Below are 17,433 nucleotides of genomic sequence, written 5' to 3' on the forward strand. Positions count from 1 at the left end.
GACCTGACCGAGAGCATGTTCAAGCGCCAGGCCGGCATCAAGGACAGCAGCAACCTGCTGCCGGGGCACGGCGGCGTGCTCGATCGCATCGACAGCCTGACGGCGGCGGTGCCGATGTTCGCCGTGCTGCTCTGGCTGCACGGCTGGGGTAGTTTGTGAAACAGCAGATAAGCGTACTGGGAGCGACCGGCTCGATCGGCCTGTCCACCCTCGATGTGATAGCCCGTCATCCCCATGACTACCAGGTGTTCGCCCTGACCGGCTTCAGCCGGCTGGTCGAGCTGGAGCGCCTGTGCCTGCTGCACCGTCCGCGCTTCGCGGTGGTGCCGACGGCCGAGGCGGCGCGGCCGCTGCAGGCGGCGCTGGAGGCGAACGGTCTGGATACCCGGGTGCTGGTCGGCGAGCAGGGCCTGTGCGAAGTGGCCGCGCATCCCGAGGTGGATGCGGTAATGGCGGCCATCGTCGGTGCTGCCGGCCTCAAGCCGACCCTCGCCGCGGTGCAGGCCGGCAAGCGCGTGCTGCTGGCCAACAAGGAGGCGCTGGTGATGTCCGGCGCGCTGTTCATGCAGGCGGTGCAGGCGCATGGCGCCGTGCTGCTGCCGATCGACAGCGAGCACAACGCGATCTTCCAGTGCATGCCCGGCGACTATGCCCGCGGTCTGGGTCAGGTTGGCGTGCGGCGCATCCTGCTCACCGCCTCCGGTGGTCCGTTTCGCAACTGGCCGCTGGAGCGCTTGGCCGAAGCGACACCGCAGCAGGCCTGCGCCCACCCGAACTGGGCGATGGGGCGCAAGATCTCGGTCGACTCGGCGAGCATGATGAACAAGGGGCTGGAGCTGATCGAGGCCTGCTGGCTGTTCGATGCGCGGCCGGCCCAGGTCGAGGTGGTGATCCACCCGCAGAGCGTGATCCACTCGCTGGTCGACTACGTCGACGGCTCGGTGCTGGCCCAGCTCGGCAATCCCGACATGCGCACCCCGATCGCCCATGCCCTGGCCTGGCCGCGGCGCATCGATTCCGGGGTGGCGCCGCTGGACCTGTTCGCCATCGCCCGGCTGGATTTCGAGGCGCCCGACGAGCGGCGTTTTCCCTGCCTGAAGCTGGCCCGTCAGGCGGCCGAGGCGGGCGGCACGGCACCGGCCCTGCTCAATGCGGCCAACGAAGTGGCGGTGGCGGCCTTCCTTGACGGACGCATTCGTTTCGACGAGATTGCCCGGATGATCGAGGCGGTGCTGAACCGTATTTCCGCTATCGCGGTCCAACAGCTGGACGACGTGCTGCAGGCCGATGCGCAGGCGCGCGCCGTCGCGCAGGACTGGCTGGTCCGCTACGGGCATTGAGCCCCGAGGTTTCCCGATGAGCGCGCTGTACATGATTGTCGGCACCCTGGTTGCACTGGGCGTGCTGGTCACCTTTCACGAGTTCGGCCACTTCTGGGTGGCACGCCGCTGCGGGGTCAAGGTGCTGCGCTTCTCGGTGGGCTTCGGCGCGCCGCTGCTGCGCTGGCATGACCGTCACGGCACCGAATTCGTCATCGCGGCCATTCCCCTGGGCGGCTACGTGAAGATGCTCGACGAGCGCGAGGGCGACGTACCGCCGGCGTTGCTCGAACAGGCGTTCAACCGCAAGAGTGTCAAGCAGCGCTTCGCCGTAGTGGCGGCCGGGCCGATCGCCAATTTCCTGCTGGCCCTGCTGTTCTTCTGGATTCTCGCCATGCTCGGCAGCCAGCAGGTGCGGCCGATCGTCGGCAGCATCGCGCCGGGCAGCCTGGCCGAGCAGGCCGGCGTGGTCGCCGGGGCGGAAGTGCTGGCGGTGGATGGCCGGGCCGTCACCGGCTGGAGCGAGGTCAACCTGCAGCTGATCCGCCGTCTCGGCGAGACCGGCAGTCTGCGCCTGCGCCTGCTGGAGCCGGGCTCGACGGTGGAGAGCGAGCGCAGCCTGGTGCTGAGTCGCTGGCTCAAGGGGGCCGAGGATCCCGATCCGCTGGGTTCGCTGGGCATTCGCCCGTGGCGTCCGCAGATCGAGCCGGTGCTCGCCCATCTCGATCCCGAGGGGCCCGCGCAGGCCGCCGGGCTGCAGTTGGGCGACCGTCTGCTGAGTCTCGAGGGGCGGTCGTTGGACGACTGGCAGCAGGTGGTCGACGTGGTGCGCGAGCGTCCGGGGCAGCGGGTCGGTTTCCGGGTCGAGCGCGATGGGCAGCCCTTCGAGCTGAGTCTCACCCTGGCGGCGCGTGGTGAGGGCGAGGCGCGCACGGGCTACCTCGGTGCGGGCGTCGAGGGGGGCGAGTGGCCGGCCGAGATGCTGCGCGAGGTCAGTTACGGCCCGCTGGCTGCGGTGGGCGAGAGCGTCAAGCGCACCTGGTCGATGAGCCTGATGACCCTCGACTCGATCGGCAAGATGCTGTTCGGCGAGCTCTCGGTAAAAAACTTGAGCGGCCCGATAACGATTGCTAAAGTGGCCGGCGCTTCGGCCCAGTCTGGGGTAGGGGATTTCCTGAACTTCCTCGCCTATCTGAGCATTAGCCTGGGGGTGCTCAACCTGCTGCCGATCCCGGTCCTCGATGGCGGGCATCTGTTGTTCTACCTGGTCGAGTGGGTGCGTGGTCGACCCCTTTCCGAGCGGGTGCAGGCAATCGGTGTGCAGATCGGTATCAGCCTGGTGGTAGGCCTGATGCTCCTCGCGCTGTTTAATGACATCAGCCGATTGTAATTTGCTACGTATTGCGGAGCTGCCGCCAGGGGCGGCAGTTCCTTTTTAGTCAGTCTGAAAAAGATAGAAAGGACTTCATGAAACGCTTGCTGCTACCGGCGGTAATTGCCGCGCTGATCACCGCCGAAGTTCACGCCGAGTCCTTCACCATCACCGATATTCGTGTCAACGGCCTGCAGCGGGTATCTGCCGGCAGCGTGTTCGGTGCGCTGCCGCTCAACGTCGGCGATGCGGTCGACGACCGTCGTCTGGTGGACGCCACTCGCTCCCTGTTCAAGACCGGCTTTTTCCAGGACATCCGCCTTGGCCGTGACGGCGATGTGCTGGTGGTCGATCTGGTCGAGCGCCCGTCGATTTCCGCGATCGAGATCGAGGGCAACAAGGCCATCGCCACCGAGGACCTGCTCAAGGGTCTGAAGCAGTCGGGTCTGGCCGAAGGCGAGATCTTCCAGCAGGCCACCCTCGAAGGGGTGCGCAACGAACTGCAGCGCCAGTACGTGGCCCAGGGCCGCTACACCGCGACCATCGAGACCAAGGTCGAGACCCAGCCGCGCAACCGCGTGGCGCTGAAGATCGAGATCAACGAAGGCTCGGTCGCCGCGATCCAGCACATCAACATCGTCGGCAACAAGGTGTTCTCCAGCGAGGAGCTGACCGGCCTGTTCGAGCTGCGCACCAGCAACTGGCTGTCGTTCTTCCGCAACGACGACAAGTATTCGCGCGAAAAGCTGTCCGGCGACCTCGAGCGCCTGCGCTCGTACTACCTGGACCGCGGCTACATCAACATGGACATCGCCTCGACCCAGGTGTCCATCACCCCGGACAAGAAGCACGTCTACGTCACCGTCAACATCGACGAGGGCGAGAAGTACACCATCCGCGAGGTGAAGCTGGCCGGCGACCTGCGCGTGCCCGAAGAGGAAGTGCGCAAGCTGCTGCTGGTCCAGGAAGGTCAGGTGTTCTCGCGCAAGGTGATGACCAGCACCTCCGAGCTGATCACCCGTCGCCTGGGCAACGAGGGCTACACTTTCGCCAACGTCAACGGCATTCCCGAGCCGCATGACGAAGACAACACCGTGTCCCTGACCTTCGCCGTCGATCCGGGCAAGCGTGCCTACGTCAACCGCATCAACTTCCGTGGCAACACCAAGACCGAGGACGAGGTGCTGCGCCGCGAGATGCGCCAGATGGAAGGCGGTTGGGCGTCGACCTACCTGATCGACCAGTCGAAGACCCGCCTCGAGCGTCTGGGCTACTTCAAGGAAGTCAACGTCGAGACCCCGCAGGTGCCGGGCACCGACGATCAGATCGACGTCAACTACAGCGTCGAAGAGCAGCCTTCCGGCTCGATCACTGCCAGTGTCGGCTTCGCCCAGAGCGCTGGCCTGATCCTCGGCGGCTCGATCAGCCAGAACAACTTCCTCGGCACCGGCAACAAGGTCAACATCGGTCTCAACCGCAGCGAGTACCAGACCCGCTACAACTTCGCCTTCACCGATCCGTACTGGACCGAGGACGGCGTCAGCCTCGGCTACAACATGTTCTACCGCACCACCGACTACGACGACCTCGATGTCGATGTGTCGAGCTACTCGGTGGACAGCCTCGGCGCCGGCATCAACCTCGGCTACCCGATCAGCGAGACCTCGCGCCTGACCTACGGCCTGTCGGCCCAGCAGGACGAGATCAGCCCCGGCGACTACACGGTCGGCGAGATCAACGAGTTCATCACCGCCGAAGGCGATAGCTACACCAACTTCAAGGCCTCGATGGGCTGGTCCGAATCGACCCTCAACCGCGGCGTGTTTGCCAATCGCGGCCACTCGCAGAGCCTGGTCGGCGAGGTCACCGTGCCGGGCAGCGACCTGTCGTTCTACCGCATCGACTACAGCGGGCAGATCTTCGCCCCGCTGTGGAAGAAGGACTACGCCCTGCGCTTCCATAGCCGCCTGGGCTATGCCGACAGCTATGGTTCGACCAGCAGCCTGCCGTTCTACGAGCACTACTACGCCGGCGGCTTCGGCTCGGTGCGCGGCTTCGAGGACAACAGTCTGGGTCCGCGCAGCACGCCCAACGCGGCCGATCCGGATCAGGATCCGCAACCCTTCGGCGGTAACATCCTGGTCCAGGGCGGTGTCGAACTGCTGTTCCCCATGCCATTCGTCAAGGATCAGCGCTCCCTGCGCACCGTACTGTTCTGGGACGTGGGCAACGCCTTCGATACCAACTGCAGTGCGGCTCAGGAAGCGCGCGGCGAGGTGGGCTGCGATCTGAGCCTGAGCGACATGGCCAGCTCGGTGGGCGTCGGCCTGACCTGGCTGACCGCCCTCGGCCCGCTGAGCTTCAGTCTCGGCATGCCGGTCAAGGAGCCCGAGAACTCCGATACCCAGGTCTTCCAGTTCTCCCTGGGACAAACTTTCTAAGCCCGTCGGGCTGATTATCCAAGCGATTCGTAGCAGGAGTTCATCGTGCGCAAGTTGACCCAAGTTGTCCTGTTTGTTGCCGCCCTGGCGAGCATGCCAGCCTTTGCCGAAATGAAGGTGGCGGTACTCAACTATCAAATGGCCCTGCTCGAGTCCGACGCAGCCAAGAAGTATGCGGTGGATGCGGAGAAGAAGTTCGGTCCGCAGCTGACCCGCCTGAAGACCCTGGAAAGCGATGCCAAGCGCATCCAGGATCGCCTGATGAAGGACGGCGAGAAGCTCGCCACCAGCGAGCGCGAGCGTCTCGAGCTGGAGTTCAAGCAGAAGGCCCGTGACTTCCAGTTCCAGTCCAAGGAACTCAACGAAGCCAAGGCCATCGCCGATCGCGACATGCTCAAGCAGCTCAAGCCGAAGCTGGACAAGGCGGTCGAGGAAGTGATCAAGAAGGGCAACTACGACCTGGTGCTCGAACGCGGTGCGGTGGTCGAGGTCAAGCCGCAGTTCGATATCACCAAGCAGGTGATCGAGCGCATGAACCAGTTGCGTTGATCCCATGAGTGCTCGCGTATTTACCTTGGGTGAGCTGGCCCAGCGTGCCGGCGCCGAACTGCGTGGACCGGCCGACCTGCCGATCAGCGGGCTGTCCGCCTTGCAGGAGGCTGGTCCGCAGCAGCTGACCTTCCTGGCCAACGCCCAGTACCGCAAGTACCTGCCCGGCTGCCGGGCCGGTGCGGTGCTGTTGACCCCGGCGGACGCGGAAGGCTATGCCGGCAATGCCCTGGTGCTGGCCAATCCCTACCTGGCGTTTGCCCAGCTTTCCCACCTGTTCGACCGCAAGCCGGTAGCCACTTCCGGCATCCACCCGAGTGCGGTGGTTGCGGAGGATGCCCTGGTCGATCCGAGTGCCATGGTCGGTCCCGGTGTGGTCATCGAGTCCGGCGCGCGGATCGGTGCGCGGGTGAGTCTCGGCGCCTACTGTGTGGTCGGTGCGCGCAGCGTGATCGACGAGGATGGCTGGCTGGCCCCGCGCGTCACCCTCTATCACGATGTGCATATCGGCAAGCGGGTGGTCATCCAGTCCGGCGCGGTGCTCGGTGGCGAGGGCTTCGGCTTCGCCAACGACAAGGGTGTGTGGGTCAAGATTGCCCAGATCGGCGGGGTGAGCATCGGCGACGACGTCGAAATTGGCGCCAACACCACCATCGACCGTGGCGCGCTGGCTGACACCGTGATCGGCAACGGCGTCAAGCTCGACAACCAGATCATGATTGCCCACAACGTGCAGATCGGCGACCACACCGCGATGGCCGGCTGCTGCGGCATTTCCGGCAGCACGAAGATCGGCAAGCACTGCATGATCGCCGGTGGCGTCGGCATGGTGGGTCATATCGAGGTGTGCGACAACGTGTTCGTCACCGGCATGACCATGGTCACCCGCTCGATCACCGAGCCGGGGGCCTACTCCTCGGGTACCGCGATGCAGCCGGCCGCCGAATGGAAGAAGAGTGCCGCACGCCTTCGCCATCTGGACGACATGGCCAAGCGCCTGCAGCAGCTGGAAAAGCGTCTGGCTGTCGTGACCTCCAGCGGTGAAGCGGCATCAGATGACTGATGCGTGCTTCCCCGCGTTCCCTATTTTGATCAAGGCCCCCCACAACATGATGGATATCAACGAGATTCGCGAACTCCTGCCGCACCGCTACCCGTTCCTGCTGGTGGATCGGGTGGTGGAGATGGATCTCGAGGAAAAGCGCGTCCGCGCCTACAAGAACGTCACCATCAACGAACCGTTCTTCAACGGCCACTTTCCGGGCCATCCGATCATGCCGGGCGTGCTGATCATCGAGGCCATGGCCCAGGCGGCCGGTCTGCTCGGTTTCAGTCTGATGGGCGCCAAGGCGGCCGCCGACACCCTGTATCTGTTCGTCGGCTCCGACAACCTGCGCTTCCGCTCGCCGGTGACCCCGGGCGATCAGCTGACCCTCGAGGCCCGTGTCCTCAGCGCCAAGCGCGGCCTGTGGAAGTTCGAGTGCCAGGCCAGCGTCGACGGCAGGGCGGTATGCTCGGGCGAGATCATCTGCGCGGAACAGAAAAAATGAGTTTGATCGACCCTCGCGCCATCATCGATCCGAGTGCCAGGCTGGCCGACACTGTCGAAGTCGGCCCCTGGTCGATCATCGGGCCGAACGTGGAAATTGGCGAGGGTACCGTGATCGGCCCGCACGTGATCGTGAAGGGCCCCACGGTGATCGGCCGGCACAACCGCATCTACCAGTTTTCCTCGGTAGGCGAAGACACCCCCGATCTGAAGTACAAGGGCGAACCGACCCGCCTGGTCATCGGCGATCACAACGTGATCCGCGAGGGTGTCACCATCCATCGCGGTACCGTGCAGGACCGCTACGAGACCACCATCGGCAATCACAACCTGCTGATGGCCTACGTGCACATCGGTCATGACAGCGTGATCGGCGACCACTGCATTCTGGTCAACAACACCGCGCTGGCTGGCCATGTGCATGTCGGCGACTGGGCGATCCTCTCCGGCTTCACCCTGGTCCACCAGTTCTGCCACATCGGCGCGCACAGCTTCTCCGGCATGGGCACGGCGATCGGCAAGGATGTGCCGGCCTTCGTCACCGTGTTCGGCAGTCCGGCCGAGGCACGCAGCATGAACTTCGAGGGCATGCGCCGTCGCGGCTTCAGCGACGAGGTGATGCACGCCCTGCGTCGCGCCTACAAGGTGATCTATCGCAAGGGCATGACCGTGGAGGAAGCGCTGGCCGAACTGGCCGCGGACGCCGCGCAATACCCGGAAGTGGCGCTGTTCTGCGACTCGGTTCGCGGCTCTACCCGCGGCATCACCCGCTGAATCCATGACGCGTCCATTGAAGATCGCCCTGGTCGCCGGCGAAGCGTCCGGCGATATCCTCGGCTCCGGACTGATGCAGGCCATCAAGGCACGTCACCCTGATGTGCAGTTCATCGGCGTCGGCGGTCCACGCATGCAGGCCGAGGGGCTGGACTCGTACTTCCCGATGGAGCGCCTGGCGGTGATGGGCCTGGTCGAGGTGCTCGGCCGCCTGCCCGAACTGCTCGGTCGTCGGCGCCGACTGATCCGCACCCTGATCGAGGAGCGTCCGGACGTGTTCATCGGCATCGACGCTCCGGACTTCAATCTCGGGGTTGAACTCAAGCTGCGCCAGGCGGGGATCCGTACCGTGCACTACGTCAGTCCCTCGGTGTGGGCCTGGCGGCAGAAGCGCGTGCTGAAGATCCGCCAGGCCTGCGACCTGATGCTGACCCTGTTCCCCTTCGAGGCGCAATTCTACGAGGCACAGCAGGTGCCGGTGTGCTTCGTCGGCCATCCACTGGCCGATACCATCGCCCTCGATGCCGACCGCGCTGCCGCGCGGAGCGCGCTCGACCTACCGGAGCAGGGTGGCGTGGTGGCGCTGCTACCCGGCAGTCGCGGCGGCGAGGTCGAGCGTCTGGGCAGCCTGTTCCTCGATGCTGCCGAGCGTCTGCGCGCCCTGCGCCCGGGGCTGCGCTTCTTGCTGCCGTGCGCCAATGCCGAACGCCGCGCCCAGGTCGAGGCCATGCTGGTCGGGCGCGAGCTGCCGGTGATGCTGCTCGACGGTCGCTCCCATGAGGCGCTGGCAGCCTGCGATGCGGTGCTGATCGCTTCCGGTACCGCGACCCTCGAAGCCCTGCTGTTTAAGCGGCCGATGGTGGTGGCCTACCGCGTGGCGCCGCTGACCTACCGCATTCTGCGCCGTCTGGTGAAGAGCCCGTACATTTCGCTGCCCAACCTGCTCGCCGGGCGCCTGCTGGTGCCCGAGCTGATCCAGGATGCCGCGACCCCCGAGGCCCTGGCCGCGACGCTGTCGCCGTTGCTCGACGACGGCCAGGTGCAGACCGAGGGCTTCGATGCCATCCACCGCACCCTGCGCCGTGGTGCCTCCGAGCGTGCCGCCGAAGCGGTGCTGCAACTGGCGGAGCGCGCCTGATGCAGTTGGGACTGGACTTCACCCTGGTCGAGGAGCTGGTCGCCGGCGTCGACGAGGTCGGTCGCGGCCCGCTGTGCGGCCCGGTGGTCACCGCTGCGGTGATTCTCGATCCGCTGCGGCCGATCCTGGGGCTCAACGACTCGAAGAAGCTGACCGAGGCGCGTCGCGAGAAGCTGTTCGACGAGATTCGCGACAAGGCGCTGGCCTGGTGCATCGGCCGTGCCGAAGTCGAGGAGATCGACCGCCTGAACATCCTCCAGGCCACCTTCCTGGCCATGCAGCGCGCCGTCGAGGGGCTGCACATCCAGCCGAGGCTGGCTCTGATCGACGGCAATCGCTGCCCTAAGCTGGCGGTACCCAGCGCGCCGGTGATCCAGGGCGACGCCAAGGTGCCGGCGATTGCGGCCGCCTCGATCCTCGCCAAGGTCAGTCGCGACCGCGAGATGGCCGAACTGGACCTGATCTACCCCGGCTATGGGCTGGCCGGGCACAAGGGCTACCCAACCCCCGCGCACCTCGAGGCCCTGCGCCGCCTCGGCCCCACGGTGATCCACCGCCGCTCCTTTGCGCCGGTGCGTGCGCTGCTCGACGACTGAACAGGGCTTCCTCTCGCCGCTGTCTACACTGACTGTCGATGGTTGTCGTCGGCGGCGTTGTTGCTGTTGCCGTTGGCGATGCCGCTTCCATGGCCAGGCCCGATGACAGCTGGCCGCCAGCCGCGGTTGGGGGTGCGTATGCAAGAGATTGCCAATCAGGTCGTCGACCTGCTCAACGGCCTGATCTGGGGGAAGATCCTGATCTGGCTGCTGGCGGGAGCGGGCGTGTACTTCACCCTGCGCCTGGGGTTGATCCAGATTCGTCATTTCGGCCATGTGTTCAGTGTGCTGCGCGGCAGTCGCCACGGTGACAGCTCGGGAATCTCCTCGTTCCAGGCCCTGTGCACCTCGCTGGCCGCCCGGGTCGGCACCGGCAACATCGCCGGTGTGGCGGTGGCCATCACCCTCGGTGGTCCGGGGGCGATCTTCTGGATGTGGGTGATCGCCCTGGTCGGCATGGCCACCGCCTTCGTCGAGGCGACCCTGGCCCAGGTATTCAAGATCCGCGACGACAAGGGGCAGTTCCGTGGCGGTCCGGCCTACTACATGGAGCGGGGGCTGGGCGCGCGCTGGATGGGCGTGCTGTTCTCGATCTTCCTGATCATCGCCTTCGGCTTCGTGTTCAACTCGGTGCAGGCCAACACCATCAGCGGCGCCATGCAGGGCGCCTTCGGTATCGACACCTGGATCACCGGGGTGGCAGTGATGCTGCTTACCGGGCTGATCATCTTCGGCGGCCTGCGTTCCATCGCGCGCTTCTCCGAGCTGGCGGTGCCGTTCATGGCGGTGGCCTACCTGCTGATGGCCGTGGCGGTGATCCTGATGAACCTCGGCGAGTTGCCCGGTGTGCTGGCGACCATCGTGAAAAGCGCCTTCGGCCTCGAGGAGGCGGCGGCCGGAGGTCTGGGCGCGGCGATCCTCAACGGCTTCAAGCGCGGCCTGTTCTCCAACGAGGCGGGCATGGGGTCGGCGCCCAACGCCGCAGCCTCGGCCACGCCTTATCCGCCGCATCCGGCGTCCCAGGGCTACGTGCAGATGGCCGGCGTGTTCATCGACACCCTGCTGATCTGCACCGCCTCGGCGGCGATCATCCTGCTCTCCGGCGTGCCGGTCGGCGAGGCGCAGGGCGCGGCGCTGGTGCAGAACGCGCTGACGGCGGAGGTGGGCGGCTGGGCGCGCTATTTCCTCGCAGTGGTGATTCTGTTCTTCGCCTTTACCTCCATCGTCGCCAACTACTTCTACGCGGAAAACTGTCTGGTGTTCCTCGAGCACAACCACCCGGCCGGCCTGCTGATCTTTCGCCTGCTGGTGCTGGCCATGGTGATGTTCGGTTCGCTGGCCTCGCTGCCGTTCGTCTGGAATCTTGCCGACGTGTCCATGGGACTGATGGCGATCACCAACCTGGTGGCCATCTTGCTGCTCTCCGGGCTGGCGCTGAAGCTGGCGCGCGACTACAACGAGCAGCGCAAGGCCGGCCAACTGCCCACCTTCGATGCCCGTCGCTATCCGGAGATTCGCGGCAAGATCGCGCCGGGAGTCTGGGGTGGCGACGGAAAACGCTGAAACCCACCTGTCCTCGGCGACAAGGCCCGGTACAATTCCGGGTCTTGTCGTATCTGCCCCACGGAATTGCCATGACTGCCTCCTTCGTTCACCTGCGCGTGCACACCGAATACTCCCTGGTCGACGGCCTGGTGCGGGTCAAGCCGCTGGTCAAGGCGGTGACCGGGGCGGGGATGCCGGCGGTGGCGGTGACCGACATGAGCAACATGTGCTCGCTGGTCAAGTTCTACAAGGCGGCCATGGGCGGCGGGATCAAACCGATCTGTGGCGCGGATATCTGGCTGGCCAGCCGCGAGGACGACGGCCCGCTCAGCCGCCTCACCCTGCTGGCGATGGATGGCGGCGGCTACCGCAACCTCACCGAGCTGGTTTCGCGCGGCTGGACCGAGGGCCAGCACAACGGATTGGTGATCATCCAGCGCGACTGGGTGAAGGCGGCGGCCGAGGGACTGATCGCCCTGTCCGGCGCCCGCGAGGGCGAGGTCGGCCAGGCGCTGCTCAACGGCAATCCGGCCGAGGCCGAGGCGCTGCTGCACGAGTGGCAGGGCGTGTTCCCCGGGCGCTTCTATCTCGAGGTGCAGCGCACCAGTCGGGTCAACGACGAGGAGTACCTGCACGCGGCGGTCGAGCTGGCCACGCGCTGCGCGGCGCCGCTGGTGGCGACCAATGACGTGCGCTTCCTCAAGCAGGAAGACTTCGAGGCCCACGAGACCCGCGTGTGCATCGGCGAGGGACGCACCCTCGACGATCCGCGCCGACCGCGCACCTACTCGGACCAGCAGTATCTGAAGACCCCGGCAGAGATGGCCGAGCTGTTCAGCGACCTGCCCGAGGCGCTGGAAAACACCGTCGAGATCGCCCGGCGCTGCAACATCGAGGTGCGCCTGGGCACCCACTTCCTGCCCAACTTCCCGGTGCCCGAGGGCATGACCATCGACGACTACCTGCGCCAGGTGTCGTTTGAGGGCCTGGAAGAGCGCCTGGAGGTGTTGCTGCCCAAGGACACGCCGGATTACGCGGCGAAGAAGCAGGTCTACATCGATCGTCTCGAGTTCGAGCTGGGCACCATCATCCAGATGGGCTTTCCCGGCTACTTCCTGATCGTGATGGACTTCATCAAGTGGGCGAAGAACAACGGCGTTCCGGTCGGCCCCGGCCGCGGCTCGGGTGCCGGCTCGCTGGTCGCCTACGTGCTGAAGATCACCGACCTCGACCCGCTGGCCTACGACCTGCTGTTCGAACGTTTCCTCAACCCGGAGCGGGTGTCGATGCCCGACTTCGACGTCGACTTCTGCATGGACGGCCGTGACCGGGTGATCGACTACGTGGCCGAGGCCTACGGGCGCAACGCGGTGAGCCAGATCATCACCTTCGGCACCATGGCGGCCAAGGCGGTGGTGCGCGACGTGGCGCGGGTGCAGGGCAAGTCCTACGGCCTGGCCGACCGCCTGTCGAAGATGATCCCCTTCGAAGTCGGCATGACCCTGGAAAAAGCCTACGAGATGGAGGAGCCGCTGCGCGACTTCCTGTCCGTCGATGAGGATGCCAAGGAAATCTGGGACATGGCCCTCAAGCTCGAGGGCATCACCCGCGGCACCGGCAAGCACGCCGGCGGCGTGGTGATCGCGCCGACCAAGCTCACCGACTTTGCGCCGATCGCCTGCGACGACGAGGGCGGTGGCCTGGTGACCCAGTTCGACAAGGACGACGTCGAGGCCGCCGGCCTGGTCAAGTTCGACTTCCTCGGCCTGCGCACCCTGACCATCATCAAGTGGGCGCTGGAGACGATCAACCGCGAACAGGCGAAGAAGGGCCTGGAGCCGCTGAACATCGACTTCATCCCGCTGGACGACAAGCCGACCTACACGCTGCTGCAGAAGGCCGAGACCACCGCGGTGTTCCAGCTCGAATCGCGCGGCATGAAGGAGCTGATCAAGAAGCTCAAGCCGGACTGCCTGGAAGACCTCATCGCCCTGGTGGCGCTGTTCCGTCCCGGTCCGCTGCAGTCGGGCATGGTGGACGACTTCATCAACCGCAAGCACGGCCGCGCGGAGATTTCCTACCCGCACTCCGACTACCAGTACGAGGGTCTCAAGCCGGTACTGGCGCCGACCTACGGCATCATCCTGTACCAGGAACAGGTGATGCAGATCGCCCAGGTGATGGCCGGCTATACCCTCGGCGGCGCCGACATGCTGCGTCGGGCGATGGGTAAGAAGAAGCCCGAGGAAATGGCCAAGCAGCGCGGCGGCTTCATCGAGGGTTGCGCCAACAACGGCATCGATGGCGATCTGGCGGGCAACATCTTCGATCTGGTGGAGAAGTTCGCCGGCTACGGCTTTAACAAGTCGCACTCGGCCGCCTATGGCCTGGTTTCCTACCAGACCGCCTGGCTGAAGGCCCACTATCCGTCGCCGTTCATGGCGGCGGTGCTGTCGGCGGACATGCACAACACCGACAAGGTGGTGATCCTCATCGAGGAATGCCGCAGCATGAAGCTGCGCATCGATGCTCCCGACGTCAACACTTCCGAGTTCAAGTTCACCGTCAACGACGACGGGCGCATCGTCTACGGCCTGGGGGCGGTCAAGGGCGTCGGCGAGGGGCCGGTGGAAGCCATCGTCGAGGCGCGCGCCGCGGGGCCGTTCAAGGACCTGTTCGACTTCTGCGCACGGGTCGATCTCAAGCGCATCAACAAGCGCACCCTCGAGGCGCTGATTCGCTGCGGCGCGCTGGATCGCCTCGGTCCCCATTACCACGACGAACCCAAGGCCTACCAGGCCAGCCTGGACCTCAATCGCGCGGTGCTGATGGCGGCCATGGAGGAGGCGGTGCAGGCGGCCGAGCAGACCGCGCGCAGCGCCGACAGCGGGCACATGGACCTGTTCGGCGGCGTGTTCGCCGAGCCGGAGGCGGACGTCTACGCCAACTACCGCAAGGTGCGCGAGCTGACCCTCAAGGAGCGCCTGCGCGGCGAGAAGGAAACCCTCGGCCTGTACCTCACCGGCCACCCGATCGACGAGTACGAGGGCGAGGTGCGCCGCTTCGCCCGCCAGCGCATCAATGACCTGCGCCCGGCGCGCGACACCCAGACCGTGGCCGGCCTGATCGTCAACCTGAGGGTGATGAAGAACAAGCGCGGCGACAAGATGGGCTTCGTGACCCTCGACGACCGCTCCGGGCGCATCGAGGCCTCGCTGTTCGCTGAAGCGTTCGCCGCCGCGCAGTCGCTGCTGCAGACCGACGCGCTGGTGGTGGTGGAAGGCGAGGTGAGTATGGACGACTTCTCCGGCGGCCTGCGCCTGCGCGCCAAGCGGGTGATGAGCCTGGAGGAGGCGCGCACCGGTCTGGCCGAGAGCCTGCGCATGCGGGTCGCTGGCGAGCAGCTCCGCGGCGAGCGCCTGCGCTGGCTGGCCGAGCTGTGCGGCCAGCACCGCGGGGCCTGCCCGCTCACCCTCGACTACAGCGGCAGCCAGGCGCGTGCCCTGCTGCAGTTCGGCGACCAATGGCGAATCGACCCGACCGATGCACTGATTCAGACTTTGCGTGACCAGTTCGGCCGCGACAACGTCTTCCTGCAATATCGTTAAGCGAGTGCTCCAGGCCCTGGCCCGGAACCTCGTGTGGCTCGACCCGCGACGCCCGATCCCGTAAAGTCGGGCGTTTGTTCCATGAGCCGACCCGCAACCAGCTCTCCACGGATGCCTGCATGAACCCGAATTATCTGGATTTCGAACAGCCGATCGCCGACCTGCAAGCCAAGATCGAAGGCCTGCGCATGGTGGGCAACGACAACGAGTTGAACATCAGCGACGAGATTGCCCGTCTCCAGGACAAGAGCCAGTCGCTGACCCAGAGCATCTTCAGCAATCTGACCAGCTGGCAGATCGCGCGCCTGGCCCGGCATCCGCGTCGTCCCTACACCCTGGACTACATCCAGCACATCTTCGGCGAGTTCGACGAGCTGCATGGCGATCGCCACTTCTCCGACGATGCCGCGATCGTCGGCGGCGTCGCCCGTCTGGACGACAAGCCGGTGATGATCATCGGTCACCAGAAGGGCCGTGACGTACGCGAGAAGGTGCGCCGCAACTTCGGCATGCCGCGTCCGGAAGGCTACCGCAAGGCCTGCCGCCTGATGGAAATGGCCGAGCGCTTCAAGCTGCCGATCCTGACCTTCATCGACACCCCCGGCGCCTACCCGGGCATCGATGCCGAGGAGCGTGGCCAGAGCGAGGCCATCGCCTGGAACCTGCGCGTCATGGCGCGCCTGAAGACCCCGATCATCGCCACCGTGATCGGCGAAGGCGGCTCCGGCGGTGCGCTGGCCATTGGCGTCTGCGACCAGCTGAACATGCTGCAGTACTCCACCTACGCGGTGATCTCGCCGGAAGGCTGCGCCTCGATCCTCTGGCGCACCGCCGAGAAGGCGCCGGAAGCCGCCGAGGCAATGGGCGTGACCGCCGAGCGCCTGAAGAACCTGGGCATTGTCGACCAGATCATCCCCGAGCCGCTGGGGGGTGCCCACAGCAACCCGGCCGCGATGGCCGAGACCCTGCGCCAGTCGCTGAACCAGCAGCTGGAGATGCTCGGCAAGTACGACACCAAGGAGCTGCTGGATCGCCGCTATCAGCGCCTGATGAGTTACGGCGTGGCCTGATGCGCTGCCCCCTCTCCCGCCTGCGGTGGAGGGGGAGGATAGGTGTTGTCGCCCTTATCCTCTTGCTTGGTCCCTCCTTCATGCCTGGGGGAGGGGCTTCAGACTGCATCTCTCCGGGGTTGCCCCGATGTCTCTCGAAACCCGCCTGCTGCACGCTCTCGAACCCTGGCGCCAGGCGCCGGGCTGGACGCTCGCCTTCTCCGGGGGCCTCGACTCCACCGTCCTCCTGCACCTGCTGGCGCGTCTGCGCGAGCGGCAGGCGCTGCCGCCGATCTCCGCCATCCATGTCCATCACGGCCTGCAGGCTGTCGCCGACGCCTGGGTCGAGCACTGCCGTGCCCAGTGCGCCGCGCTGAATATCCCGCTCGTGGTGCGGCATGTGCAGGTCACCGCCGGCGCCAGTATCGAGCAGGCGGCGCGCGAGGCGCGCTATGCGGCCTTCGCCGAAGCGCTGGGGGGGGGCGATGTGCTGCTGGTGGCGCAGCATCGCGACGACCAGGCCGAAACCCTGCTGCTGCGCCTGCTGCGCGGCGCCGGCGTGCGCGGGCTGGCGGCGATGCCGGCAAGTCGGCCGCTGGCGAGCGGAACCCTGCTGCGTCCGCTGCTGGGTGTCGCTCGCGCCGAGCTGGAGGCCTGGGCGCGGGCGCAGGGGCTGCAGTGGATCGAGGATCCGAGCAATCGCGACACGCGCCTGGCGCGCAACTTCCTGCGCCACGAGATCCTGCCGCGACTGACCCAGTGCTGGCCGGCGGTCAGTGCCGTGCTGGCGCGCGATGCCGAGCAGCTGGCCGAGGCCGCTGCGCTGCTCGGCGAGCTGGCCGCGCTCGATCTGCAGGCGGCCGCTGCGCCGGCACAGCCGGACTGGCTGAGGCTGCCGTCGCTGCAGCTGGCGCCGCTGCTGGCGCTGTCCGAGGCGCGCCAGCGCAATGCCCTGCGCGAGTGGCTGCGTGCGCTGACCTTGCCGCCCGAGCGCGAGCACTGGGCCGGCTGGCGTGACCTGCGCGACGCCGCGGTCGATGCCGCGCCGCTCTGGCGTCTGGCGGGCGGCGAGCTGCGCCGCGCCGGCGGACGGCTGTGGTGGCTGAGCGGCGACTGGTTGCTGCCGCCGGCGGAGCCGGTGGTCGACTGGCTGGCACCGGAGCAGCCGCTGGCGCTGCCGGGCAATGGCCAGGTTAGGCTGGAAGGACAGGTGCCCGAGGGGCGACTGCAGATCCGCTACCGCCAGGGTGGCGAGGTGCTCGATCTGCCCGCTCGTGGCCATCGCGACCTCAAGCGTCTGCTGCAGGAAAGCGCGCTGCCGGCCTTCGTGCGCGGGCGTCTGCCGCTGCTGTATGCGGGCGAGGCGCTGGTCGCGGTGGCCAATCTCCCGCAGCTGCAGATGGCTGTCGCAACGCCGCTGCGGCTGCGCTGGTTGCCGCCGACCGGCGGTCCGGGTTTGAGCTGAAAAGGGCTTTGCCGTAAACTATTCTCCC

General features: G+C 66.4%; 14 protein-coding genes. All 14 read left to right on the forward strand.

Features of this window, described 5'->3' with window-relative positions:
* Positions 1–159 (forward strand): phosphatidate cytidylyltransferase (locus BMZ19_RS04275; protein ID WP_170847704.1); only part of this gene is annotated, 159 nt, incomplete at its 5' end.
* Positions 156–1,340, forward strand: a complete 1,185-nt coding sequence (gene ispC, locus BMZ19_RS04280; protein WP_090307384.1) for a 1-deoxy-D-xylulose-5-phosphate reductoisomerase — start codon at positions 156–158, stop codon at positions 1,338–1,340. The genes BMZ19_RS04275 and ispC, both read left to right, overlap by 4 nt.
* Before the next feature lie 16 nt (positions 1,341–1,356).
* Entirely contained in the window at positions 1,357–2,709 is a 1,353-nt protein-coding gene (gene rseP, locus BMZ19_RS04285; RefSeq protein WP_090307388.1) for a sigma E protease regulator RseP, read from the forward strand.
* Positions 2,710–2,786: 77 nt separating this feature from the next.
* Positions 2,787–5,132, forward strand: a complete 2,346-nt coding sequence (gene bamA / locus BMZ19_RS04290) for an outer membrane protein assembly factor BamA (protein ID WP_090307392.1) — start codon at positions 2,787–2,789, stop codon at positions 5,130–5,132.
* 45 nt (positions 5,133–5,177) lie between these two features.
* Positions 5,178–5,681, forward strand: a complete 504-nt coding sequence (locus BMZ19_RS04295; RefSeq protein ID WP_090307394.1) for an OmpH/Skp family outer membrane protein — start codon at positions 5,178–5,180, stop codon at positions 5,679–5,681.
* Between the two features lie 4 nt (positions 5,682–5,685).
* On the forward strand, positions 5,686–6,744 hold the full coding sequence (gene lpxD / locus BMZ19_RS04300; protein WP_090307397.1) for a UDP-3-O-(3-hydroxymyristoyl)glucosamine N-acyltransferase: 1,059 nt from the start codon (positions 5,686–5,688) through the stop codon (positions 6,742–6,744).
* A gap of 46 nt (positions 6,745–6,790) precedes the next feature.
* Complete coding sequence (gene fabZ, locus BMZ19_RS04305) at positions 6,791–7,231, forward strand: 3-hydroxyacyl-ACP dehydratase FabZ (RefSeq protein WP_090307400.1); 441 nt, start codon at positions 6,791–6,793, stop codon at positions 7,229–7,231.
* Positions 7,228–8,004, forward strand: a complete 777-nt coding sequence (lpxA, locus tag BMZ19_RS04310; RefSeq protein WP_090307403.1) for an acyl-ACP--UDP-N-acetylglucosamine O-acyltransferase — start codon at positions 7,228–7,230, stop codon at positions 8,002–8,004. The genes fabZ and lpxA overlap by 4 nt, the downstream gene beginning before the upstream one ends.
* Positions 8,005–8,008: 4 nt before the next feature.
* Positions 8,009–9,142, forward strand: coding sequence for a lipid-A-disaccharide synthase (gene lpxB, locus BMZ19_RS04315; protein WP_090307406.1), 1,134 nt, complete (start codon positions 8,009–8,011; stop codon positions 9,140–9,142).
* Positions 9,142–9,738: a ribonuclease HII gene (gene rnhB, locus BMZ19_RS04320; protein ID WP_090307408.1), complete on the forward strand. Its 597-nt coding sequence runs from the start codon at positions 9,142–9,144 to the stop codon at positions 9,736–9,738. The genes lpxB and rnhB overlap by 1 nt, the downstream gene beginning before the upstream one ends.
* Before the next feature lie 138 nt (positions 9,739–9,876).
* Positions 9,877–11,301: an alanine/glycine:cation symporter family protein gene (locus BMZ19_RS04325; RefSeq protein WP_090307411.1), complete on the forward strand. Its 1,425-nt coding sequence runs from the start codon at positions 9,877–9,879 to the stop codon at positions 11,299–11,301.
* Between the two features lie 71 nt (positions 11,302–11,372).
* Positions 11,373–14,891 (forward strand): DNA polymerase III subunit alpha, encoded by a 3,519-nt coding sequence (dnaE, locus tag BMZ19_RS04330; RefSeq protein ID WP_090307412.1) that lies wholly within the window; start codon positions 11,373–11,375, stop codon positions 14,889–14,891.
* A gap of 119 nt (positions 14,892–15,010) precedes the next feature.
* Complete coding sequence (gene accA / locus BMZ19_RS04335) at positions 15,011–15,961, forward strand: acetyl-CoA carboxylase carboxyl transferase subunit alpha (RefSeq protein ID WP_090307414.1); 951 nt, start codon at positions 15,011–15,013, stop codon at positions 15,959–15,961.
* 127 nt (positions 15,962–16,088) lie between these two features.
* Entirely contained in the window at positions 16,089–17,405 is a 1,317-nt protein-coding gene (gene tilS / locus BMZ19_RS04340) for a tRNA lysidine(34) synthetase TilS (RefSeq protein ID WP_090307417.1), read from the forward strand.
* Positions 17,406–17,433 lie beyond the last annotated feature (28 nt).

Origin of the sequence: Pseudomonas linyingensis, from assembly GCF_900109175.1 — a bacterium.
GTDB lineage: Bacteria > Pseudomonadota > Gammaproteobacteria > Pseudomonadales > Pseudomonadaceae > Geopseudomonas > Geopseudomonas linyingensis.

Coding starts and splice junctions, on each gene's coding strand:
- rseP (WP_090307388.1), top strand. CDS start 1,357: ATGAGCGCGCTGTACATGATTGTCGGCACCCTGGTTGCACTGGGCGTG.
- bamA (WP_090307392.1), top strand. CDS start 2,787: ATGAAACGCTTGCTGCTACCGGCGGTAATTGCCGCGCTGATCACCGCC.
- lpxD (WP_090307397.1), top strand. CDS start 5,686: ATGAGTGCTCGCGTATTTACCTTGGGTGAGCTGGCCCAGCGTGCCGGC.
- fabZ (WP_090307400.1), top strand. CDS start 6,791: ATGATGGATATCAACGAGATTCGCGAACTCCTGCCGCACCGCTACCCG.
- lpxA (WP_090307403.1), top strand. CDS start 7,228: ATGAGTTTGATCGACCCTCGCGCCATCATCGATCCGAGTGCCAGGCTG.
- lpxB (WP_090307406.1), top strand. CDS start 8,009: ATGACGCGTCCATTGAAGATCGCCCTGGTCGCCGGCGAAGCGTCCGGC.
- rnhB (WP_090307408.1), top strand. CDS start 9,142: ATGCAGTTGGGACTGGACTTCACCCTGGTCGAGGAGCTGGTCGCCGGC.
- BMZ19_RS04325 (WP_090307411.1), top strand. CDS start 9,877: ATGCAAGAGATTGCCAATCAGGTCGTCGACCTGCTCAACGGCCTGATC.
- dnaE (WP_090307412.1), top strand. CDS start 11,373: ATGACTGCCTCCTTCGTTCACCTGCGCGTGCACACCGAATACTCCCTG.
- accA (WP_090307414.1), top strand. CDS start 15,011: ATGAACCCGAATTATCTGGATTTCGAACAGCCGATCGCCGACCTGCAA.
- tilS (WP_090307417.1), top strand. CDS start 16,089: ATGTCTCTCGAAACCCGCCTGCTGCACGCTCTCGAACCCTGGCGCCAG.